Genomic DNA, 20,173 nt, shown 5'->3' with positions numbered 1-20,173 from the left:
ATGACGATCCTCGTGGTGACCGGTACGGGCACCGAGATCGGCAAGACGATCGTGACCGCGGCGGTGGCGGCGGCGTTCCGGGACCTCCGGGTCGCGGTGCTCAAGCCGGCCCAGACGGGGCTCGCCCCGGGCGAACCGGGGGACGCGGCCGAGGTGGCGCGCCTCGCGGGCGCGCACGTCACGGCGGTCGAACTGGCGCGTTTCCCCGAGCCGTTGGCGCCCGAGACCGCGGCACGCCGAGCCGGCCTCGCCCCCGTACGCCCGTACGAGATCGCCGAGGCCGCCCAGAAGTTGACGACGGAGCACGACCTCGTGCTGGTCGAGGGTGCGGGCGGGCTGCTCGTGCGCTACGACGAGGAGGGGGCCACGCTCGCGGACGCCGCACGGCTGGTGGAGGCACCCGTGCTGGTGGTGGCGCCCGCGGGCCTCGGAACCCTCAACGCCACCGCGCTGACGACGGAAGCCCTGCGGGCACGGGGGCTCTCCTGTCCCGGGGTCGTGGTGGGCAGCATGCCGGCCGAGCCGGATCTGGCCGCGCGGTGCAACATCGACGACCTTCCGGTCGCGGCGGGCGTCCCGCTGCTCGGCGCGGTGCCGGCCGGGGCCGGGGCACTCGAACCGGCCGACTTCCGCGCACGGGCCAGGAGTTGGCTGGCACCCGAACTCGGCGGGGGCCGTCCCGCCGGATAGGGGGCCGTACGGGCCCGTGCCGCGAGGAGTCCGCGGGCCCGTACGGGGAAGAATCGAAGGAGAGCGGTATTCACGCGCCTTCCCAGGAGGCCGATCATGCGACGGCGCAGCACATCCGTCCCCCGGGACGCGGTGCACCACCCGGTATTCGCCCGTTTCTACGCCCGGCTGAGCGTGACCGCCGACCTCAAGGGAGGGCTGGCGAGCCGTCGCGGTGAACTCCTCGCCGGGCTTTCCGGCCGTGTCATCGAGATCGGCGCGGGAAACGGCCTCAATTTCGCGCATTACCCGGGGGCCGTCTCCGAAGTCGTGGCGATCGAACCCGAGCGCGGTCTGCGACGGCTGGCGGCCGGTGCGGCGCGGCACGCGGAGGTTCCGGTCGACGTGGTGCCCGGGACGGCCGAGGCGCTGCCGGTCAAGAGCGAGGCGTTCGACGCGGCGGTGGCCTCGTTGGTCCTGTGCTCCGTGCGGGACCTGCCGCGGGCGCTGGCGGAGATCAAGCGTGTGCTGAGGCCGGGCGGTGAGCTTCGCTTCTTCGAGCACACCGTGGCACCCGGAGGGGCGCTGGCGAAGACGCAACGCGCCGTGGACCGCACGGTCTGGCCGCTGCTCTTCGGGGGCTGCCACACGGCACGGGACACGGTCGCGGCCATCGAGGCGGCCGGCTTCGAGCTGGGGACGTACCGACGGTTCCGTATCCCGGAGAAGGGCGTGCGGCTGCCGAGTTCCCCGTGCGTGATCGGCGTGGCCCGCCGGTCCGCCGTGGTGGACCGCTCGGCCGGGGCGGTCTGAAGGGCCCGGTCACAGGCTCCAGCGGCGCAGCTCGTCGGCGATGGCCCGGACATCGGCCTTGCCCTCCTTCACCAGCCGGGCCAGATCGCGGACCTGCTCGGGAGAGGTGATGACCTTCAGGCCGGACGCGACGAGATAGCCGTAGGCGACGGCGGAGGCGAACATCGCGTTGGAGTGCTCGAGCGCGGGCACGTGGAGGAGCAGCTGCAGCAGGGCGGCCGCCCGGGAGTGCGGATCGCTGTAGACGGGGCTGCCGAAGATCTCCGCCTCGTGCCGGCTGACGGCTGCGACGAGCGCGCCCCAGTCGACGACCTGTGGGTCACCGGGCGTCTTGTGCTCGGCGACCATGAGCAGCCAGGAGAGGTCGATCCGCAGGTTCAACGGGTGCCTTCGCGCTCCGGGCCGAACTCCTCGGCGAACACCGACTCGTACTGCTTCATGAAGTCGGCCGCGGCCTCGACGAAGGTGTGTCCCACCTCGCCGGCATCCTGTTTGACGAGTTCCTCTATGTAGCGGTTCACGCTCATCCCCCGCTGCAGGGCACGCTGCCGCGCTGCCTCGGCGGTGGCCTCGTCCACTCGAACGTTCAGCTGCGTCTTGGGCACGCCATCACGCTAGCGCGCGCGTGCTAGCACCCGCAAGGGGAACGGAGGCAGGCACGGGGAAGCGGTCGTCCCGCCCCTGGGCCCTCGGGCTGATCAGGACGCTGACTGACCTCGCGCAGGTCCGGCCGAACACACGGCTCGCCGGGGCACGGGCCCGAGGGAGCGCGGCGGCCGGATCGCCGGGACGGTCATGGCCGGCTTCGACGGCCGGCGGCGCTCCGTGCGCCGGCGGGCCGTGCGCCCCGACCGACGCGCAGGCGCGACACGCATGGCGCTCGGCTGGCTACCATCGCGAGGACCACTGGCGGCGACGGGTCAGGCTTCTCCGAACCGGGCCATGACCGCCAGAGAACTGCCAACAGCAGCAAACCGCACGCCGGACAGGGTTTTTTGCCGATCCTTTACTATGGATCCCCGACCGTCCGACCCATTCGAAAGGTGTGAGCGTCCGCCCATGGGCGAGCCCCCCAGTAGTCGACACCGCCGACACCGCGCGATCCTTCTCCCTCTGCCCGATCATGGGACGGAGGTGAACCGATGACCGAAGTGCTCCTGCTCCTCGTGGCGCTGCTGCTCTCCCTCGTCTGCGGAGTCTTCGTGGCGGCCGAGTTCTCTCTCACCACGGTGGAGCGCGGCGAGCTCGAGGAGTCCGCCGAGCGTGGTGACCGCGGCGCGTCGGGAGCCCTCAAGGCCGTACGCAGCCTCACCTACCAGCTCTCCGGCGCGCAGCTCGGCATCACCGTCACCAACCTGGTCGTGGGCATGCTCTCCGAGCCGTCCATCTCCAAGCTCATCCAGGGGCCGGTGGAGGCGACCGGGCTGTCGCCCGGTGTGTCCTCCTCGCTGGCTCTCGTCATCGGTACCGCGCTGTCCACGGTGGTCCTGATGGTGGTCGGTGAGCTCGTCCCGAAGAACTGGGCGATCTCCTCCCCGCTGGCCGTGGCCCGGGCGGTCGCCACCCCGCAGCGCGCGTTCACGGCGGTCTTCCGGCCCTTCATCAGTCACCTCAACAACACCGCCAACCGGATCGTGCGGCGCTTCGGCCTGGAGCCGGCGGAGGAGCTGGCCTCGGCACGCAGCCCGCAGGAGCTGGTGGCCCTGGCGCGCCACTCCGCGAAGGAGGGCGCGCTCGAGGCGGACACCGCCGAGCTCTTCGTACGCACCCTCAACCTGTCCGAACTGACAGCGGAGAACGTGATGACCCCCCGCGTCCAGGTCACCGCCCTCGAGGTGCAGGCGACCGCCGAGGACGTCGCGAACGCCACACGGGCGACCGGGCTCTCCCGGTTCCCCGTGTACCGGGGCAGCCTGGACACGGTCGTGGGCGTCGCGCACATCAAGGACGTACTGGCCGTTCCCGCGGAGCAGCGGCCCCGCAAGCGGGTGTCGGACATGCTCCGCGAACCGCTGCTCGTGCCGGAGACCCTCACCGTGGACCGTCTGCTGGACCGCCTCTCCGGAAAGCTGGCCATGGCCGTCGTCATCGACGAGTACGGCGGCACGGCGGGCGTCGTGACGCTGGAGGACATCGTGGAGGAAGTCGTCGGCGAGGTACGGGACGAGCACGACCCGCACGAGACCCCCGACCTGGCGGCCGCGGGCGAGGACGCGGACGGACGCACCCTGTGGTCCGCCGACGGGGCGGCCCGCACCGACCAGCTCCGCACCATCGGGCTGCGGGTGCCGGACGGCCCGTACGAGACACTGGCCGGACTGATCGCCACGGAGGTCGGCCGCATTCCGGTGGTCGGCGACACCGTCGAGCTCACGGGCTGGCGGATCGACGTGGTGGACGCCTCGGGGCACCGCGCCGCGCGTGCCCTCCTGCACGCGCCCCTGCCCGGTGACGACGAGCCGGCGGAGGACGTACGATGACCGCCGTCCAGCTCTTCATCGGCCTTCTGACCCTGGTGGTCAACGCCTTCTTCGTCGGCGCGGAGTTCGCGCTGATCTCCGTGCGCCGCAGCCAGATCGAGCCGGCGGCCGAAGCCGGGGACCGGCGGGCCCGCAGCGTCATCTGGGGACTCGAGCACGTGTCGGCGCTCCTCGCGGCGGCGCAGCTCGGCATCACCCTCTGCACCCTGGTGCTGGGCATCGTCGCCGAACCCGCCATCGCCCATCTGCTGGAGCCCGTCTTCGACGCGGTGGGGGTGCCGCACGGGCTCGTGCACCCGATCTCGTTCGTGATCGCGCTGACCGTGGCGACGTATCTGCACATGCTGCTCGGCGAGATGGTGCCGAAGAACATCGCACTCGCCGAGCCCGCGCGCACCGCCCTGTTGCTCGGGCCGCCCCTGGTGACCCTCGCCAGGGCGCTGAAGCCGGTGATCTTCGCGATCAACGCCTTCGCGAACACCCTGCTGAAGCTGTTGCGGGTGGAGACCAAGGACGAGGTGTCCGCCACCTTCTCCGACGACGAACTGGCGCGCCTCGTCAAGGACGCCGAGGACTCCGGTCTGGTCGACGACCGCTCGGCGGACCGTCTGCGCCATGCCCTGGAGCTGGGGCGGCGTCCGGTCCGGGACGTGCTCCTTCCGGTCGACCGGGTGCTGTACACCAGGGTCGGCACGACCCCTGAGGAGTTGGAGCGGCTCTCGCACGAGTCCGGCTTCTCGCGCTTCCCGGTGATGGACAGCGAGCAGCGCATCATCGGGTACCTGCACGTGAAGGACGCCCTGGACGCCACGCCGCGCGACGTGCCGTTCCCGGTGACGGCGCTGCGGCCGATCGCCCGGGTGCGTGCGGCGACACCGCTGGACGACGTACTGACCGCGCTGCGGCGCAGCCGGACGCATCTGGCGGCCGTACTCGACGAGGACGGCAGGCTGGCGGGCATGATCACGATGGAGGACGTGCTGCGCGAGCTGGTGGGCAGGCACCAGGCCCGCTGACGCCGTCCGGCGCTGCGGGGAGGGAGGGGTGCGGCTGCGGCCGTGCCCCTTCCTCACGTCCGGCCGGACCGCCCTCGGCTCCGGATCCTTGTGCCGAACCTGCTGCGGGCCCGGCCGTGCGCCGCTGTCGCGGTACGATCGGCAGCGCCATGGAAATGAATGCCTCCTACACCAGTCTTGTCGCGGTCGGCGACTCGTTCACCGAGGGCATGTCGGACCTGCTGCCCGATGGCTCCTACCGCGGCTGGGCCGACGTCCTCGCCGGCCGCCTCGCGGCCCGCACCCCGGGATTCCGGTACGCCAATCTCGCCGTCCGGGGCAAGCTCATCGGTCAGATCGTGGACGAGCAGGTCGCGGTCGCCGCGTCGCTGCGGCCCGACGTGATCACACTCGTCGGCGGGCTCAACGACACACTGCGGCCGAAGTGCGACATGGGCATGGTCCGCGGTCGGCTGGAGGAGGCGGTGGAGGTCCTCGCGCCGTCGTGCAAGACCTTGGTGCTGATGCGAAGCCCCGGCCGGAACGGGCCGGTGATGGAGCGCTTCCGCCCGCGCATGGAGGAGCTGTTCTCGCTGGTCGGTGACCTGGCCGAACGCCATGGCGCCGTGGTGGCGGATCTGTACGGCGCACCGTCGCTCGGTGATCCACGCATGTGGGACGTCGACCGGCTCCACCTCACGGCCGAGGGCCATCGCAGGGTCGCCGAGGCGGTCTGGCAGGCTCTGGGCCTGCCGGCGGAGAGCGACTGGCGGACCCCGATGCCCGCGTCCGTGCCCGTCCGGTGGGCACAGCGCAGGATCGATGACGTCCGGTTCGCCCGGCAGCATCTGATGCCCTGGATCGGGCGGCGCCTGACCGGGCGCTCGTCCGGCGACGGCCGGGCCGGCGCGCAGTTCGACGCGGGACTCGGGAAGGCGTTCTGGATCACCCCCGAGGACGGGACCGTCCCCGGTCCGGTGGCGGGCTGGCGCCGCTTCGACGCCTGACCGCCGCTCCTCACCCTGAGCTGGGCCGGTGCCGCTCCGGTCGGCCTGGTGCTGATCCTTCTGGCTGTCACCCCGGGGCAGCCACCTCTCGCCACCCGGGAGCCACCCGTCTTCGCCCTCCATCGTTCAGCGGTCTCCGCACTGGTCCGGGACGCGGCGGACCTCCCCGGCGGCGGCACCACCGGCCGCAGGCGTCGGCAGACGACGTCTGCGTCAACGCACCAGGACGGCCTCCCCCGGCCGGGGGACCACGGCGTTCCAGCCCAGTTCACGGTCGATCCGGTCCCGCAGTTCCGCGGCGGCGTCCGCCTCTCCGTGCACCAGATAGGTGGTGTGCGGAGCAGCCGGCGCCTCCGAGAGCCAGTGGATGATCTGGCCGGCGTCCGCGTGGGCCGAGAAGTGCGGTGCGTCGAGGATCTCGGCACGGACGGGTATGTACTCGCCGAACATCTTGACGGCCCGGGCACCGTCGACGAGATCGCGAGCCCGCGTTCCCTCGGCGGCGAATCCCACGATCGCGACGGTGTTGCGTGGATGAGGCAGCAGGCGGCGCAGATGGTGCAGCACTCGTCCGCCGGTGGCCATACCCGCCGACGAGACGATCACCGCGGGCCCGTCGACATCGTTGATGGCGATGGACTCCTGCACCGTGCGAGCGGCCAGGAAGGGTTCCGGGCTGATCGCTTCCTGGCCTCGGTCGGCGATCGTTCCACGGATCTCCGGAGCTCCGGCCGTGAGCGCGTCACGGTAGACGTCGAGTGCGGCCAGTGCCATCGGGCTGTCCACGAACACCGGCACGTCGGCGCCGAGTACGCCGCTGGCGCGGAGGGACGCGAGTTCATGCAGTACCACTTCCGTCCGGTCCAGCGCGAAGGCGGGGATGAGCAGCGTTCCGCCGCGTGCGAGTGTTCGTGACAGAGCGTCAGCGAACCGGGCCTTCCCTGCATCGTCCTCGTGGCGTCTGTTGCCGTAGGTCGACTCCATCAGGAGCACGTCGGCGCCGGAGAACGGGTGGGCCGGGCGGAGCAGGGGATGACCCGGACGGCCCAGATCACCGCTCGTGGCCAGGGTGTGCCCGTCGTCGAGTGTCAGATGGGCCCAGGTGGAACCCAGGATGTGGCCGGCGCCGTGGAGACGGAGAACGGTGCCGGTCTCGATCTCGACATCGGACTCCGGCATGACGGGGTCGAAATACCGGAGGGTGCGCTCGACGTCCGTCATGTCGTACAGGGGTTTGGCCGGACGGTGCTTCGACCAGCCGTGTTCGTTGGCGTGCCGGGACATCTCGATCTGAAGACGCGCGCTGTCGCGGAGTACGATCTCCGCGAGTCCGAGGGTGTACTCGGTGGCGAGCACCGGGCCTCGGAAGCCGTGGCGGACGAGTCGCGGCAGATAGCCGCAGTGATCGAGATGTGCGTGCGTGAGGACCACGGCGTGGATGTCCGCGGCGTCGCACGGCAGGCGGTGCCAGTTCCTGCGTCTCAGATCGGACTGGCCCTGGAAGAGTCCGCAGTCCACGAGTATCCGTCCGTGATCACTCTCCACCAGGAAGCGGCTGCCGGTCACGGTTCCGACGCCCCCGAGGAAGGTGAGCAACGACGCTCGTGGACCGGAGTGTCCCGGCGCGGCGTGCTCCGGAACGGGGATGTCCATTGCCGGTTCCTCCCGTCGTAGCCCGGCCCCTCCTGCATGCTGCCACCCCGGTCGGCCGTCGGAAGGGGGCAGGAAGGGTCCTGTCAGGCGCCGACCGGCCCAAGCTTTCCGGCTTCCGCTTTGCGAGTCTGGCTTGGGGACGGCAGAGAGGGAGCGGGCCATGAAGGCGATGGTTTACCACGGCGAGGGGCAGAAGTCCTGGCAGGACGTTCCTGACCCCGGGATCCAGGACGCGGCTGACGCGGTGATCCGCGTGGAGGCCGTCACCATCTGCGGAACGGACCTGCACATCCTCAAGGGAGACGTGCCGGAGGTCGAGCCAGGCACCGTCCTCGGGCACGAGGCGGTGGGTGAAGTGGTCGAGACGGGCAGCGAGGTACGCGGTGTACGGCCGGGTGACCGGGTGCTGGTCTCCTGCATCACCGCGTGCGGACGCTGCCGCTTCTGCCGGGAGAACCGGTTCGGGCAGTGTCTCGGGGGTGGCGGCTGGATCCTGGGTCATCTGATCGACGGCACCCAGGCCGAGTACGTGCGCGTGCCCTTCGCAGACCTCTCCGTCCATCCGTTGCCCGGCGCTGTGCGCAGCGAGGACGCGGTGCTGCTGGCGGACATCTTCCCCACCGCCTACGAGGTGGGTGTGCTGAGTGGTCGCGTGAGGCCCGGGGACACGGTCGTCGTGGTGGGCGCGGGGCCGGTCGGTCTGGCCACCATCGCCACAGCCCGTCTCTTCACCCCGGGACGGATCATCGCGACCGACCTCGCGGCATCCCGGCTGGACGCGGCACGTGCCGTGGGTGCGGATGTCACCGTCAGTGCCGCCGAAGCACCCGAGCAGCTCGTCGACGACCTCACCGGCGGCCTCGGGGCGGATGTCGTGGTCGAGGCCGTCGGAGTCCCCCGGGCCTTCGAAGCGTGCACGCGGATGGTCCGGCCGGGCGGCCACGTCGCGAACGTGGGGGTCCACGGCGAACCCGCGGAGCTGCACCTGGAGAGCCTGTGGTCACGGGACGTGACCATCACCACCGGTCTGGTCGACACCTGTTCCACGCCGCTGCTCCTCGACATGATGGCGGCCGAACGGCTGCCCGCGGCTTCCGCGCTGGTCACGCACCGGTTCGCGCCCTCCCGTATGGAGGAGGCGTACGACGTCTTCTCCCGGGCCGCCGACACCGGTGCGCTGAAGGTGGTGCTGGGGCCGCCCACACACGACGAGGTCGCGCCGGCCGGGTAGGCGCCCTCGGCCGGTGCGCGGTGGGTGATGCCGAACCCGCTCGACGACGCGACGGGGGCGGAAGCCGCTCGGGCCTCAGCCGTCCCTTTCTTCCTGGTCGTGCGCCTTCGTGGCGATGACGGCGGCCTGCACGCGGCGCTCGACACCGAGCTTGGAGAGCAGGCGCGAGATGTGGTTCTTCACCGTCTTCTCCGAGAGATAGAGCCTTTTGCTGATCTGCCGGTTGGTGAGGCCCTCGCCGATCAGCTCGAGGACGGCCTTCTCCCGGTCGGACAACCCGGAGAGCCGTTCGTCCCCCTCGGAACGCGTCGACGCCGGAACACGCAACGACCGCATGAGCCGGGTGGTGGTGGCCGGGTCCAGCATGGACTGTCCGGTCGCCACGGTCCGGACGGCCGCGACCAGGTCGGTTCCCTTGACCTCCTTGAGCACATAGCCCGCCGCCCCGGCCATGATGGAGTCGAGCAAGGCGTCCTCGTCGTCGAACGACGTCAGCATCAGGCAGGCGAGACCGGGCAGTCGGGAGCGCAGTTCCCTGCACACGGTGATTCCGTCGCCGTCGGGCAGCCGGACGTCGAGCACCGCTACGTCCGGTCGCAACGCGGGGCCGCGGGCCACCGCCTGGTCCGCGGTCGCCGCCTCGCCCACCACCTCCAGGTCCGGCTCCGCGTCCAGGAGGTCACGCAAGCCGTACCGCACGACTTCGTGGTCGTCCAGGACGAACACCCGGACGGGCCGCTCACCGACTGTGCCGGCCAGCACATCAGTCATCTTCGTCCCCTGCATCCGCTGCCGGGCACCCGTCACCAGGCGCGCTACGCGTTCACGCCCAGTATCCCCCCGCAGGGAAATCCTGGCTCGGACAGTGGCCGTGCACCCTTCTGAGCTGGCACTTTCCGCCGGGCGACATCAGCATGCGCCATGTTGTGGCGCGCCATACGGTGAGAGGTGTGCAGTCGCTGTCCCGCCGCGGGAGGAAGTCGTGAGCGAAGGCCAGTCAGCGGTCGATCCCGCGACGCATGAGCTGCTGGACCAGCTCCAGGCGCGGGTGGACGCCACCGGTACGTCCCGCAAGCGCGTGCACGCGCTGCTGGAGGCGGTGCTGTCCGTCGGACGTGAGCTGGAGGTGCAGCAGGTGCTGCGCCGCATCGTCGAGGCGGCCGTCTTCCTCGTGGACGCCGAGTACGGGGCTCTGGGCGTCATCGGTGAGGACCGGATGCTCTCGGAGTTCATTCCGGTGGGTGTGGACGACGAGACGTGGGCCGCCATCGGAGCCCTGCCTACCGGGCACGGTCTGCTGGGCGAGCTCGTCCGTCATCCGGAGCCCCTGCGGCTTCACGAGTTGTCCGAGCATCCGGCGTTCCGCGGTTTTCCCCCGAACCACCCGCCCATGCACTCCTTCCTCGGAGTTCCGGTCCGGGTGCGTGGCCAGGTCTTCGGCAATCTGTACCTCACCGAGAAGCGCGGAACCGCCGACTTCGACGAGGAGGACGAAGCGGTCCTCATGACCCTGGCCGTCGCTGCGGGCGTGGCCATCGAGAACTCGCGGCTCTTCGAACGGTCCTGCCTCCGGGAGCGCTGGCTGGCCTCGGGTTCGGAAGTGACGAACAGCCTGCTGTCCGGCTCCCCGCGGGCCGAGGTGATGGCCCTGATCCTCGACCACGCGCACAAGAACGTGGCAGCGGACCTCGGACTGATCGCGGTTCCCGTGGAGGGGGCCGACAGACTGCGCATAGCCCTGGCGGCGGGCGCGGATTCCGACCGGTACCACGGTGAGTTCGTGCCCTTGCGCGAGGAGTACCTGGGGAGGGCGTTCGCGGAAGCGGCGGCAGCGGTTTCGCTCGACATCGAACACGATCCCCGGAGCGGAGCGGACTCCGCGAGGTGGGCCGGATTCGGGCCCGCGATGGCCGTGCCTCTCGGTTCCGGCACCACCGATCCACGCGGCGTCCTCCTACTCGCCCGGAGCAGAAGGTCCAGCGCGTTCTCCGCGGACGCGTTCGCGTCCCTGAAGACATTCACCCGGCAGGCGTCACTGGCCATGGAACTGGCGGAACGGCGCAAGGACGCGGTGCAGCTGGCCCTTCTGGAGGACCGCGACCGCATAGCCAGGGATCTCCACGACCTGGCGATCCAACGGTTGTTCGCCACCGGCATGACCCTCCAGGGCGCACTCCGCTTCGTGACCCATCCGCAGGCGGAGCAGCGGCTTCGCCGGGCGGTGGACGACCTCGACACGACGATCAAGATCATCCGGTCGACCATCTTCGGCCTGCGTTCCCAGCAGGACAGCGTGCTGCGGCAAGGACTACGGAGCAGGGTCGCACAGGCGGTGGAGGCGGCCACCGGCCCCTTGGGCTTCGCACCGGCCCTCCGGGTCGAGGGGCTCGTGGAGAGCCGTGTCCCGGTGGCTCTGGCGGATCACGTGGTGGCGGTCCTCGTGGAGGCACTCAGCAACGCCTCCCGCTACGCGCGTGCCACAGCGGTCGATGTGCATCTGACCGTCACGGCCGACCGCACGACTCTCACGCTCACCGACGACGGGGTCGGTATACCCGCGAACGCGCGGTTCAGCGGGATCCGGAACATGCGTGACCGGGCGCGGATGGCCGGCGGCGAACTGAGGATCAGCACTCCTCCGGGGGGTGGGACACGGCTGACGTGGTCGGCTCCGTCGGCGGAGAGCGTCTGACGGCACGTCCTGCCCTGGGCCGCCCGGGCCCGCGGAGGACCCGCTTGGCCCTGGGGCGGGGCGCGGCCCCGGTGGGACCGTGGCTGTAGGCGAAAGGTATGCGGGGAAAGGGTGTGTGAGGACGATGCGGTCTCCTGTGGTTGCCGGTGTGGACGGAAGCGAGTCCAGCCTCCGCGCCGTGGACTGGGCGGCGAACGAGGCGGTGCTGCACGGAGCGCCCCTGCGTCTGGTGTACGCCTCCCTGTGGCAGCGTTACGAGGGGGCCGCCCTGGGGACCCGTCTGTCGCGCCCCGACGGCCGGGTGATGGCAGAGAACATCGTCGGTTCGACGGCGGAGCGGGTCCGCCGTGGGGCGCCGGATCTGCAGGTCACGACCGACGTGCCGCAGGAGGAGGCGGTGAGCGCACTGCTGAGGGAGGGCGAGGATGCCTTGGCGCTCGTGGTCGGGAGCCGGGGAAGGGGCGGGATCGCCGGCCTGCTGCTGGGATCGGTGAGCCTCGCCGTCGCCTCCCGGGCCCGGTGTCCGGCCTTCGTGGTGCGTGGTGACAAAGCGGGTCTGGAGGCGGCGCACGGACGGATCGCGCTCGGTGTCGGGGACGCCGACCCGCCCGACCCGACGGCGGTCCGGTTCGCCTTCACCGAGGCGGAACTGCGTCGGTGCGGTCTCGACGTGGTCCGCGCCTGGCGCTGTCCCTCGCACGAGACGTCCGACCACCCGCTGATGACCGGCGACCCCGCGCTCTACCACGAGGAGCGGGCCTCCGCCGTGCTCGACGAGGCCCTGGCCACGGCGGAGCAGGATCATCCGGACGTGCGGGTGCGACGGGTGACCACGGAGGGGCCCGCTCACAAGGTTCTCCTGGAACGTGCCGCGGTCGCGGACCTCCTGGTCGTGGGCGCCCGGCGCCGGGAGAGCCGCGTCGGTATGCAGTTGGGCCGCGTCGCACACACCGCGCTGCACCACGCGGCCTGCCCCGTGGCCGTGGTTCCCCGCAGCGGCCCTCCGGAGTCCTCGGGAGGGACGGCGCCATGACTGCCCGGACGCCTCACCGTGTGAAGGACGTCATGACCCAGACGGTCGTCGCGGTCGGTCTGGACGCGCGCTTCAAGGAGATCGTGGAGGCCATGAACCAGTGGCAGGTCACGGCCGTGCCCGTCCTCGAGGGAGAGGGACGGGTCGTGGGCGTGATCTCCGAGGCGGACCTGATGCTCAAGGAGGAGCTGCGGGACGAGGACGCGACCATGATCGGGCAGGGGAAGCGCCTCGCGGACCACGCCAAGGCGGGGGCTGTGACGGCACGGGACCTCATGTCCTCCCCGGCGGTGACGGTCGTGGCGGACTCGCCGCTGCCGGAGGCGGCCCGCCTCATGGCCCGTCACCGGGTGAAGCGCCTCCCCGTCGTGGACGAGCGAGGCGTCCTCAAGGGCATCGTGAGCCGGATCGACGTACTCAAGGTCTTTCTGCGCACGGACGACGAACTGGCCGACGAGGTGAGGCAGGAGGTGATCGCCCCCCTCTTCCCCGTCTCCCGGCGGAACATCGGCGTGGAGGTGACCAGGGGACGTGTGACCCTCGACGGCGAGGTTCGCGACACCGCGCTCATACCGGTGGCCGAACGGCTGGCCAGAGCGGTCGAAGGGGTGGTGGACGTCCGCTGCGATCTCCACGGCCCGACCGCCGCCGAGCCGGGAACCACCCGGTGAACCGTGGCCCGTCCTCGGTTCTCGGCCCTCAGGAACGGCCGGCCGCTTTCGGCCTGACGACCACCACCGGGCAGGCGGCGTGCTGAGCGCACCGCTGGCTGACGGAGCCCAGCATGGCCCGCGCGAAACCGCCTCGTCCCCGGTTGCCGACCACCAGCAGGTCGGCTCCCTCCGACGCCTTCACCAGAACCTCCGACGGGTCGCCCCGCACCAGGATCTCGTGCACGACAGCGGGTCTGACATCGCCGAACACGGCTCTGATGCCTTCGGAGAAGCGCCTTCGGGCATCCTCCAGGTCGAAACCGGCCTCCGTGGCCGGCCCGGCCCAGCCGGCCTCAGACGGGGTCTCCCACGCGCACACCGCTTCGACCACGGCACCGGTGAGCTGGGCGTGCTGGGCCGCCCAGCGCAGAGCCTCCTGGGACGGGCCGGAGCCGTCGACCCCGACGACGACCCGTGGGTTTTCCGATTCGCTGCCCATGAACGCCTCACCATCCGTCCGGTCCCCGCACGTCCACACTGCCCGCGCCCCGGGCGCTGCGCCACACGAGACGTCCCGACCCCGCCTGAGCCTTCGGCCGCAGGGCCCGACCGGCCCGCGCGGGTGCCCTTCCGGCCCTCCTGCCGCGCGGTCGACGTGGGTGAGGCTTGGAGCAAGGCGTCCTCCCCCGGGGAGCGGGCCGTGTCCGACGTCGCCGGGTTCAGGGAGGTCGGCGCCGCCGGTGGGGTGGTTCACCGGCGGCGAAGCGCCCGCCGGGCGGCCCTGGGCCCACGCGGTCCTCGGACCGGGCCGGCCTCCTCCGGGCGGGCGCCGGGACGTCGGTACCGAACGGATGAGGGTGAGCATCATGACCGACCGATCGAGGAGTGGCGCCGACCCCGGTGGTGCACCCGTGAAGGGCGACTTCGGCAGGCGTGTGGCAGCGCGCCGTGAATACCTCGGACTGTCCCGAGGAGACGTCGCCCTCCGCACCGCGTCGGCTCCGGGATACATCGAGTACGTCGAGACGCAGCCGGGCAGCCACGGGATCGGATTCGTGGTGCGTCTGGCGCACGCCCTCGAGACGACCGTCGACGAGCTCACGGGCGGCACCGTCGACATTCCCCCCGGAGGGGGCAGCGCGGCCGGCCACCCCCGGCTGGTCGAGATCGGTCAGGACGAGTGCTGGAGACTGGTCGGCCGCCGAGGGGTCGGGCGGGTCGTCGTGAGCGATGAGCACGGCCCGGCCGTCTACCCGGTCAACTACGTGGCCGCGGAGAACCGGATCGCCTACAGGACCTCTCCGGGCTCGGGCCCCGCTCACGCCGCCGGGCGGGAGACCGCGTTCGAGGTGGACCACATCGATGACGCCTTCAGCCGGGGATGGAGTGTGCTCGTCGTCGGTGAGGCCGGCACCGTCACGGAACCCGAGGAGGTCGAGCGTCTGCGGAACGAGGCGGGGACCACGGCCCCCTGGGCGGGCGGGGAGAGGGATCTGTGGGTCGTGGTGACAGCCGGCAGGGTGACCGGGCGACGCATCGAGACCGGCGCTCCGTAGCGCCGTCGGTCTCGGTGCGTCGCCCGGTCACCCCTCTTCATCGATGTCCAGGACGTCGCCCACGTCCCGGCGAGGCGTGGGCGGGACCATGGGGCCGTATCCCAGGCGGAGCAGCATCTGGGGGAACGAAGCGGTCGCCCCGGAATGCGGGTCCCTCAACAGCCAGCGCAGTTCGGAGTGTTCGAGAGCCTGCGAGTTGAGCGACGTCGAGAGTCCGTCCGCTGTCGCCTGCAGGAGCACCCGCTCCAGCGCCTGCCCGGCAAGGAGCCAGTCCGCCGGGCGGTCCTGAGCCGTCCCCAGCACCGCTAGGCACGGTGCGTGCTCGAAGACCGCGGACCGTCGTTCCGGTACAGGCCGCCCGACCGAGAAGTCCCGCACCGGCGCCCGGCCACCGTGGCGGCGTGGCCCGAAGGCGTGGACGGGGATCCCCTCGGGTCCTCGGACTCCGGCCCCCGTCCAACGCGCGATCTCCGCACGGGCCTCGGGGGACAGCTGCTCGTCCTGTTCGGCCTCCTCCACCACATCGAGTACCGCTTCCACCTGCCAGGCGCCGAGGACCGACAGACTCGCCCCCTCCGATCTCGCCGCACCGCTGAGTGCGTCGAGCAGCGCGGCGGGAACCTGCTCCTCCGTGAACGGCTCCCGACTGCTGCGGCGCCTCCCGATCGCCGGATGCAGGACGGCAGCGGGCTCGGGGTCCGCCGCCTCCACGAATTCGACGCTCGCCAGAAGACGGGGATCAGCCGTATCGGGCAGCGGACGGATATGCGCCGACCACCCGGCGTGGGCAGCGGCCACCCTGAGATTGAAGAGCGCCGCACCGCAGCTGACGTGCATGCCGCGGTTGTCGGAATCGGTGTGCGGCATGGAACGCGTCATATCCATGTGCAGCAGGAGGCGGCCCGTCCCCGGCGCATACGTGAACTGCCAGGGCTGAGCGTTGTGCATGGACGGGGCCATGATCGCGTCGCCGACCCATGCGGTCACCGCCGCGGCATCGGCCTGTCGAGTCGACATCCGGGTTCCTTCCCGACCAGTTCACGAATTCACGGATGCGGGACCACGGCGACCGGCGACGTGGCGTGGTGGATGACCGCGTGCGCCACGTGCCCGAGCCGGGGACCGACCGGACGCGGCCGTGCGCGGCGCCCGACGATGACCAGGTCGGCATCGGGCGCCGCGTACACCAGCTCCGCTCCCGGCGCCCCCGCCACCACCGCGGTCCGCACCTCGACCTGGGGGAATCGCCGCTTCCAGGGCTCCACGACGCGCTCCAGGTTCTGTGCGATCTCCCCCGCGAGCTCATTCCCCAGACCGGGATCGGCGGTCTGGGCGTAGGCGTACATGGGTGGAAAGGACCAGGCGTGCAGTATCTGCAGCCTGCTGCTCCGTCGGGCCGCTTCCGTGAAGGCGAATTCCAGGACCGGCGCCTCGGTCTCCGTGCCTCTGAGGTCGATGCCGACGAGCAGTTGTCCCGCCGGGCTCTCCGAGCGGTTCTCCTCCTCCCCGCGGTCGGCCCGCCGGCTGCGGACGAGTACCACCGGGCACGGCGACGACGCCGCCACGGGCAGTGAGGTGGTGCCGATGACGAAGCCCGTGAAGCGGTTCAGTCCCTGCGACCCCAGTACCAGCAGGTCCATGCCTCCAGGTGTCTCGGCTTCGGCCAGGAGCGCCTTGGAGGCGAGGCCCACGCCGGTCACGTTCTCCGCTCCGACGCTCAGACCGGGGTGTGCCTGTTCGGCCTCCGTCGCCGCCCGCTCCAGCAGGTCCTCGTACCCGGGGGACCGACCAGGCTCCGAGTGAGCCGCATGGGCGGAGGGGGACGACACCACGTGTTCGGGCGGGACGGGCCAGTCCTGGATGTGGATGATCCGGAGAGGGACCTCACGCAGAACCGCCTCCTGGGCAGCCCATCTGACGGCGGCGAGACTCTCGGGCGAGCCGTTCAGCCCCACTGTCACATTGCCTGGCATTTCGGCCTCCTCGTAGCGAAGGGGTTCGCGGCGTCGTTCCGGGCGGCAGGACGGAAGCGGGCCGTCCCACCCGCTCCCGTGTCACTGCCGTCTCCGCGACCGTTCGTGGACCGGTCCGCCCGGCCCCGCCGCCGACGGTGCGTGGGAGAGGTCCGTGTCCAGCCGGCCGGCCCGGCGTGCACGACGCTGTCCGGTGTCCTCCTCGAGACGGCGGCGGACGCGCGAGGTGAGCTCCGCCAGCGGCGCGGAGACGACGGGAAGAGGCGGTTGCGGATCGTGGATCCGGCGGGCGCGGCGGGGAAGCGCAGCCAGATCCCTGAGGAACCGCTGGTGCGCCGCGGCCAGGGTGTCGGGCTCCGCGATGCGGCGCCCCGCCGACATGACCTTCCGCAACACCGGTTCCCGGCCCTCGGGCACCTCCTCGTCGGCCAGCGCGACCACGTCGTCCAGGCCGTCCGCGCGCAGGATCTGCTTACGTCCCGGCGCGGTCACCTTGGCCGCGGACAGCTTCATGACCGGCACGCCGTCGTACTCGACCAGCTTGTAGGCCGAGTCCAGGTACGGAGCGTCGGACGAGGTCCCGACCTTGGTGCCGACCGCGTACACGTCGATGGGGGCGTCGGATCGCACGAGGTGGTCGATGCGGTATTCGTCGAGGCCGCCGCTCGCGATGACGGCGACGTCGGGGAGGCCTGATCGGTCGAGGAGGGCGCGCGACCGGCGGGCGAGGTCTGCCAGGTCCCCGCTGTCGAGACGGACCGCGCAACCGTCGCCCCGCCGCAGGGTGTTCAGGACACGGGCGGCCGTCATGACGCCGTCGGCCGTGTCGTAGGTGTCCACCAGGAACGTGACCGGCCCCGGAGCACTCCGCGCGAAGGCCAGGAACGCCGCTTCCTCGTCCCCGAACGCCTCGATGTACGAGTGGGCCATGGTGCCGGACGCGCGTGTCCTCCACCGGAGCGCTCCGGCGACGTTGCTGGTGCCGGCGAATCCGACCAGGGCGCAGACCCGCGCGGCCTGCATACCCGCCTCCGGGCCGTGTCCCCTGCGCAACGAGAAGTCGATCACGGGATGGTCCGCGGCGGCCAGGACACACCGGGCCGCCTTCGACGCGACAGTCGTCTGATGGCTGACCTGGCTCAGCAGCCACGTCTCCACCATCTGTGCCTGGGGCAAGGGCGCGGTGACCTCGAGCAGCGGCTCTCCGGAAAGGACGACGCGCCCTTCGGGTACCGCCCTGACCTCGCCGTCGAAGCGAAGACCGACGAGCGGTCGCACGTCCCGTGGACCGCGTCCGAGAGCTGAGGCGAAGTCCCTCGCGTCGTCCTGCGTGACCTCGAAGTCGGCGAGGAAGTCGAGGACGGGCTCCAGCCCCGCGCTGACCAGGAAGCCGCGGCCAGGGGGCAGATCACGCACGAAGAGGCTGAACGTCGCCTGTCGGGTCATGTCCTCGCGCAGATAGGAGAGCGCCATCGTCGCTTCGTACAGGTCCGTGGTGGTGACGTGCGACATGGCCTCTCCGCTTCCCGTCGACAGGCACGGGCGTTCGAACCCGGTCCGGAGGCGCATCCTCGGTGTCAAGCGTTCCGCGGGACAGCGGCAGGTGTACAGGGCCGAGTGGGCACCTCAGGAGGTGGACGACCGCGTGTCCCCCGGGACCTTTGGTCCCCTGACCGGGCCGCCGTGGCCCTGCCGCGGCTACACCGCCGAGGACACCGTGGGGAGCGGGTACTCGTGGCCGAGGAGGACGTATGGCGCGCTCCGGCACGGGCCGGGAGATCGTGGTCGGTATCGATCCGCTCGATCCCTCGGTGCCGACGCTCGCATGGGCCGCGGACGAAGGGGACCGCAGGAACCTCTCGCTGCGGCTCGTGCTCGCCGTCCCCCCGCCGCACGACACCCGGCACATGGGCTCGGCACCTCGACTGACGTCGCTGCGGGCCAGGGGCCGGGAAGCGCTGGAATCCGCCGGTGAGACGGTCTTCCGCCTCTCCCCCGGGCTCCGTGTGGTCACGGAACTCGTCGACGGCCGGCCGGCAGCCGTGCTGTGCCGGCGCTCCGCGGTGCACGCCCGCATGGTCGTGGTCGGCTCCCGGCGGCTCAGCACCCCGGCGGAGATCCTGGGTACGCGCTCGGTTGCCGCGCCGCTCAGCGCGCATGCCGACTGCCCCGTCGTGGTCGTGCGGGCACCGGAGAGCACGGCGGATCTCTCCGCGCGTCTCGTCGTGGGGGTCGACGGCAGCGAGTCCTCCCGGCAGGCCCTGCGGTTCGCGTTCGAAGAGGCGGGCCTGCGTCGGGCCCCGGTTCACGCCGTACAGGTGTGGCAGCGCCCCGCCCTCACCCCGGCCGGGGAGGAGTCCGGCAGGGAGGAGTGCGCGCGGCTTCTTGCCGCCACCGTCGCGGAGTGGTCCGCGGATCGTCCGGACGTGAGGTGTACGCGGGAGATACGTCGCGGGCACCCGGTGGAGGAGCTCGCCCGTGCCTCCGCCGGAGCTTTGGGCGTCGTGGTCGGGAGGCGCGGGCGCGGCGGATACACGGGGATGCGACTCGGGTCCGTGACGCACGGACTTCTGCACCGGGCCGAATGCCCCGTCGTCACGGTACCGGGTGGGAGCTGACGGCTTTCTCCCCGCCGAGGGAAGGCCGCCCGTCGACCGGCCCGCCGGGGGCGAGCGTCGGCTGCTTCACGGCTGCCCGTGTGCTGCCCGTGTGCTGCCCGTGTGGCTCCTGCGGGGCGGTTGCCTCACGGCTGCCGGAGATCCAGGCGGATGTCGACGACACCTTCGATCGCCCGTACGGCGCGGGCGACGAGCGGCACCATGGCCCGGTCGGGGAGGGCTCCTCCCAGCGTGACGACTCCGTCGACGACCCGGGCCTCGAGACCGAGGGTGTCGGGGAGACCGGAGAGGACGTCCGCGGCTTCCGCCCCGATCTCCTCGTCCGAACGCAGGAAGACCTTGAGGAGATCACCTCTGCTGATGATCCCTTCCAGCAGGCCGACGCCGTCCACCACGGGCAGGCGCTTCACCCGTCGTCTCGCCATGATCCTGGCCGCCTCCGCGAGGGGCGCGTCCGCGTGCACCGTTATCGCCGGACTCGACATGAGGTCCTCCGCGCGCACGGCGTCGGCCTTGGCGACGTCCGCGGGGGTGTCACCGGGTGCCGTCCCCTCGTCGGAACGCCGCTCCTCCTTGGGCAGCAGGTCGGCCTCGGAAACCACTCCGATGACGCGTCCCTCACCGGCCAGGACAGGCAGCGCGCTGACCTGCCACTGGTCCAGGAGTTGGACGATCTCCTTGTACGAGGCCTGGCTGCCCACCGCGATGGCCGTATGTGTCATGAGGTCGCTCACGACGCGGGGCGAGGTGGTCATTGTGGTCTCCTCCTCTCGCACGCGGGCTCATGGACGCGACGTCCG

20 protein-coding genes are annotated in these 20,173 nt (G+C 71.4%); 11 read left to right on the top strand and 9 right to left on the bottom strand.

All coding sequences use genetic code 11. The features are described 5' to 3' along the window. Together bioD and LWJ43_RS29240 are read left to right on the top strand one after the other, a co-directional pair. Complete coding sequence (gene bioD / locus LWJ43_RS29245) at positions 1-690, top strand: dethiobiotin synthase (RefSeq protein WP_277335173.1); 690 nt, start codon at positions 1-3, stop codon at positions 688-690. Positions 691-786: 96 nt separating this feature from the next. Further along, the gene (locus LWJ43_RS29240; protein WP_277335172.1) at positions 787-1,482 is read left to right on the top strand and encodes a class I SAM-dependent methyltransferase; all 696 of its coding nucleotides are present in this window, start codon (positions 787-789) and stop codon (positions 1,480-1,482) included. Positions 1,483-1,491: 9 nt separating this feature from the next. Here LWJ43_RS29240 and LWJ43_RS29235 read toward each other — a convergent pair whose 3' ends face one another. After that, positions 1,492-1,863: a fic family toxin-antitoxin system, toxin component gene (locus LWJ43_RS29235; protein ID WP_277335171.1), complete on the bottom strand. Its 372-nt coding sequence runs from the start codon at positions 1,861-1,863 to the stop codon at positions 1,492-1,494. Further along, entirely contained in the window at positions 1,860-2,087 is a 228-nt protein-coding gene (locus LWJ43_RS29230; protein WP_014157595.1) for a hypothetical protein, read from the bottom strand. The genes LWJ43_RS29235 and LWJ43_RS29230 overlap by 4 nt, the downstream gene beginning before the upstream one ends. Before the next feature lie 537 nt (positions 2,088-2,624). On the opposite strand from LWJ43_RS29230, the gene LWJ43_RS29220 reads away from it, so the two are divergent. The 3 genes from LWJ43_RS29220 (at position 2,625) to LWJ43_RS29210 (ending at position 5,964) form a co-directional block, all read left to right on the top strand. Beyond that, positions 2,625-3,962 (top strand): hemolysin family protein, encoded by a 1,338-nt coding sequence (locus LWJ43_RS29220; RefSeq protein ID WP_277335170.1) that lies wholly within the window; start codon positions 2,625-2,627, stop codon positions 3,960-3,962. Next, positions 3,959-4,978: a hemolysin family protein gene (locus LWJ43_RS29215; protein WP_277335169.1), complete on the top strand. Its 1,020-nt coding sequence runs from the start codon at positions 3,959-3,961 to the stop codon at positions 4,976-4,978. The genes LWJ43_RS29220 and LWJ43_RS29215 overlap by 4 nt, the downstream gene beginning before the upstream one ends. A 149-nt stretch (positions 4,979-5,127) precedes the next feature. After that, positions 5,128-5,964: an SGNH/GDSL hydrolase family protein gene (locus LWJ43_RS29210; RefSeq protein ID WP_277335168.1), complete on the top strand. Its 837-nt coding sequence runs from the start codon at positions 5,128-5,130 to the stop codon at positions 5,962-5,964. A 213-nt stretch (positions 5,965-6,177) separates the two neighbouring features. On the opposite strand, the gene LWJ43_RS29205 is transcribed toward LWJ43_RS29210, so the two are convergent. Next, positions 6,178-7,617, bottom strand: a complete 1,440-nt coding sequence (locus tag LWJ43_RS29205; protein WP_277335167.1) for an MBL fold metallo-hydrolase RNA specificity domain-containing protein — start codon at positions 7,615-7,617, stop codon at positions 6,178-6,180. A gap of 160 nt (positions 7,618-7,777) precedes the next feature. Between LWJ43_RS29205 and LWJ43_RS29200 the strand changes: the two genes are divergently transcribed. Then, entirely contained in the window at positions 7,778-8,848 is a 1,071-nt protein-coding gene (locus LWJ43_RS29200; RefSeq protein WP_277335166.1) for an alcohol dehydrogenase catalytic domain-containing protein, read from the top strand. 75 nt (positions 8,849-8,923) lie between these two features. On the opposite strand, the gene LWJ43_RS29195 is transcribed toward LWJ43_RS29200, so the two are convergent. After that, positions 8,924-9,619, bottom strand: coding sequence for a response regulator (locus tag LWJ43_RS29195; RefSeq protein WP_277335165.1), 696 nt, complete (start codon positions 9,617-9,619; stop codon positions 8,924-8,926). Positions 9,620-9,830: 211 nt separating this feature from the next. Between LWJ43_RS29195 and LWJ43_RS29190 the strand changes: the two genes are divergently transcribed. The 3 genes from LWJ43_RS29190 (at position 9,831) to LWJ43_RS29180 (ending at position 13,244) form a co-directional block, all read left to right on the top strand. After that, on the top strand, positions 9,831-11,540 hold the full coding sequence (locus LWJ43_RS29190; RefSeq protein ID WP_277335164.1) for a sensor histidine kinase: 1,710 nt from the start codon (positions 9,831-9,833) through the stop codon (positions 11,538-11,540). A gap of 115 nt (positions 11,541-11,655) precedes the next feature. After that, positions 11,656-12,573: a universal stress protein gene (locus LWJ43_RS29185; RefSeq protein ID WP_277335163.1), complete on the top strand. Its 918-nt coding sequence runs from the start codon at positions 11,656-11,658 to the stop codon at positions 12,571-12,573. After that, the gene (locus LWJ43_RS29180) at positions 12,570-13,244 is read left to right on the top strand and encodes a CBS domain-containing protein (RefSeq protein ID WP_277335162.1); all 675 of its coding nucleotides are present in this window, start codon (positions 12,570-12,572) and stop codon (positions 13,242-13,244) included. Before LWJ43_RS29185 ends, LWJ43_RS29180 begins: the two co-directional genes overlap by 4 nt. A gap of 28 nt (positions 13,245-13,272) precedes the next feature. Here LWJ43_RS29180 and LWJ43_RS29175 read toward each other — a convergent pair whose 3' ends face one another. Then, a complete protein-coding gene (locus tag LWJ43_RS29175) occupies positions 13,273-13,725 on the bottom strand; it encodes a universal stress protein (protein ID WP_277335161.1) in 453 nt (150 codons plus the stop codon). 367 nt (positions 13,726-14,092) lie between these two features. Here LWJ43_RS29175 and LWJ43_RS29170 point away from each other — a divergent pair, with 367 nt between their 5' ends. Further along, on the top strand, positions 14,093-14,782 hold the full coding sequence (locus LWJ43_RS29170) for a helix-turn-helix domain-containing protein (protein WP_277335160.1): 690 nt from the start codon (positions 14,093-14,095) through the stop codon (positions 14,780-14,782). A 27-nt stretch (positions 14,783-14,809) separates the two neighbouring features. Here the strand turns inward: LWJ43_RS29170 and LWJ43_RS29165 are convergent, their stop codons facing one another. The 3 genes from LWJ43_RS29165 to LWJ43_RS29155 form a co-directional block, all read right to left on the bottom strand. Next, on the bottom strand, positions 14,810-15,799 hold the full coding sequence (locus LWJ43_RS29165; protein ID WP_277335159.1) for an Acg family FMN-binding oxidoreductase: 990 nt from the start codon (positions 15,797-15,799) through the stop codon (positions 14,810-14,812). Between the two features lie 29 nt (positions 15,800-15,828). After that, a complete protein-coding gene (locus LWJ43_RS29160) occupies positions 15,829-16,755 on the bottom strand; it encodes a universal stress protein (protein ID WP_277335158.1) in 927 nt (308 codons plus the stop codon). 81 nt (positions 16,756-16,836) lie between these two features. Next, positions 16,837-18,267 carry a nicotinate phosphoribosyltransferase gene (locus LWJ43_RS29155; protein ID WP_277335157.1) on the bottom strand — a complete coding sequence of 477 codons (1,431 nt, stop codon included), beginning with the start codon at positions 18,265-18,267 and terminating at the stop codon, positions 16,837-16,839. Positions 18,268-18,506: 239 nt separating this feature from the next. On the opposite strand from LWJ43_RS29155, the gene LWJ43_RS29150 reads away from it, so the two are divergent. Further along, positions 18,507-19,373 (top strand): universal stress protein, encoded by an 867-nt coding sequence (locus LWJ43_RS29150; RefSeq protein ID WP_277335156.1) that lies wholly within the window; start codon positions 18,507-18,509, stop codon positions 19,371-19,373. Positions 19,374-19,498: 125 nt separating this feature from the next. Here the strand turns inward: LWJ43_RS29150 and LWJ43_RS29145 are convergent, their stop codons facing one another. Next, complete coding sequence (locus LWJ43_RS29145; protein WP_277335155.1) at positions 19,499-20,128, bottom strand: CBS domain-containing protein; 630 nt, start codon at positions 20,126-20,128, stop codon at positions 19,499-19,501. Positions 20,129-20,173 lie beyond the last annotated feature (45 nt).

The organism is Streptomyces sp. JH34 (assembly GCF_029428875.1).
Lineage (GTDB): Bacteria > Actinomycetota > Actinomycetes > Streptomycetales > Streptomycetaceae > Streptomyces.
Note: the sequence above shows the minus strand (reverse complement) of the source record. Positions and strands in the feature narration are given on the sequence as shown.

Bases quoted from the DNA above. Each gene is read 5' to 3' on its own strand.
- bioD (WP_277335173.1), top strand. From the start codon at position 1: ATGACGATCCTCGTGGTGACCGGTACGGGCACCGAGATCGGCAAGACG.
- LWJ43_RS29240 (WP_277335172.1), top strand. From the start codon at position 787: ATGCGACGGCGCAGCACATCCGTCCCCCGGGACGCGGTGCACCACCCG.
- LWJ43_RS29220 (WP_277335170.1), top strand. From the start codon at position 2,625: ATGACCGAAGTGCTCCTGCTCCTCGTGGCGCTGCTGCTCTCCCTCGTC.
- LWJ43_RS29215 (WP_277335169.1), top strand. From the start codon at position 3,959: ATGACCGCCGTCCAGCTCTTCATCGGCCTTCTGACCCTGGTGGTCAAC.
- LWJ43_RS29210 (WP_277335168.1), top strand. From the start codon at position 5,128: ATGGAAATGAATGCCTCCTACACCAGTCTTGTCGCGGTCGGCGACTCG.
- LWJ43_RS29205 (WP_277335167.1), bottom strand. From the start codon at position 7,617: ATGGACATCCCCGTTCCGGAGCACGCCGCGCCGGGACACTCCGGTCCA.
- LWJ43_RS29200 (WP_277335166.1), top strand. From the start codon at position 7,778: ATGAAGGCGATGGTTTACCACGGCGAGGGGCAGAAGTCCTGGCAGGAC.
- LWJ43_RS29195 (WP_277335165.1), bottom strand. From the start codon at position 9,619: ATGACTGATGTGCTGGCCGGCACAGTCGGTGAGCGGCCCGTCCGGGTG.
- LWJ43_RS29180 (WP_277335162.1), top strand. From the start codon at position 12,570: ATGACTGCCCGGACGCCTCACCGTGTGAAGGACGTCATGACCCAGACG.
- LWJ43_RS29175 (WP_277335161.1), bottom strand. From the start codon at position 13,725: ATGGGCAGCGAATCGGAAAACCCACGGGTCGTCGTCGGGGTCGACGGC.
- LWJ43_RS29170 (WP_277335160.1), top strand. From the start codon at position 14,093: ATGACCGACCGATCGAGGAGTGGCGCCGACCCCGGTGGTGCACCCGTG.
- LWJ43_RS29165 (WP_277335159.1), bottom strand. From the start codon at position 15,799: ATGTCGACTCGACAGGCCGATGCCGCGGCGGTGACCGCATGGGTCGGC.
- LWJ43_RS29160 (WP_277335158.1), bottom strand. From the start codon at position 16,755: ATGCCAGGCAATGTGACAGTGGGGCTGAACGGCTCGCCCGAGAGTCTC.
- LWJ43_RS29155 (WP_277335157.1), bottom strand. From the start codon at position 18,267: ATGTCGCACGTCACCACCACGGACCTGTACGAAGCGACGATGGCGCTC.
- LWJ43_RS29150 (WP_277335156.1), top strand. From the start codon at position 18,507: ATGGCGCGCTCCGGCACGGGCCGGGAGATCGTGGTCGGTATCGATCCG.
- LWJ43_RS29145 (WP_277335155.1), bottom strand. From the start codon at position 20,128: ATGACCACCTCGCCCCGCGTCGTGAGCGACCTCATGACACATACGGCC.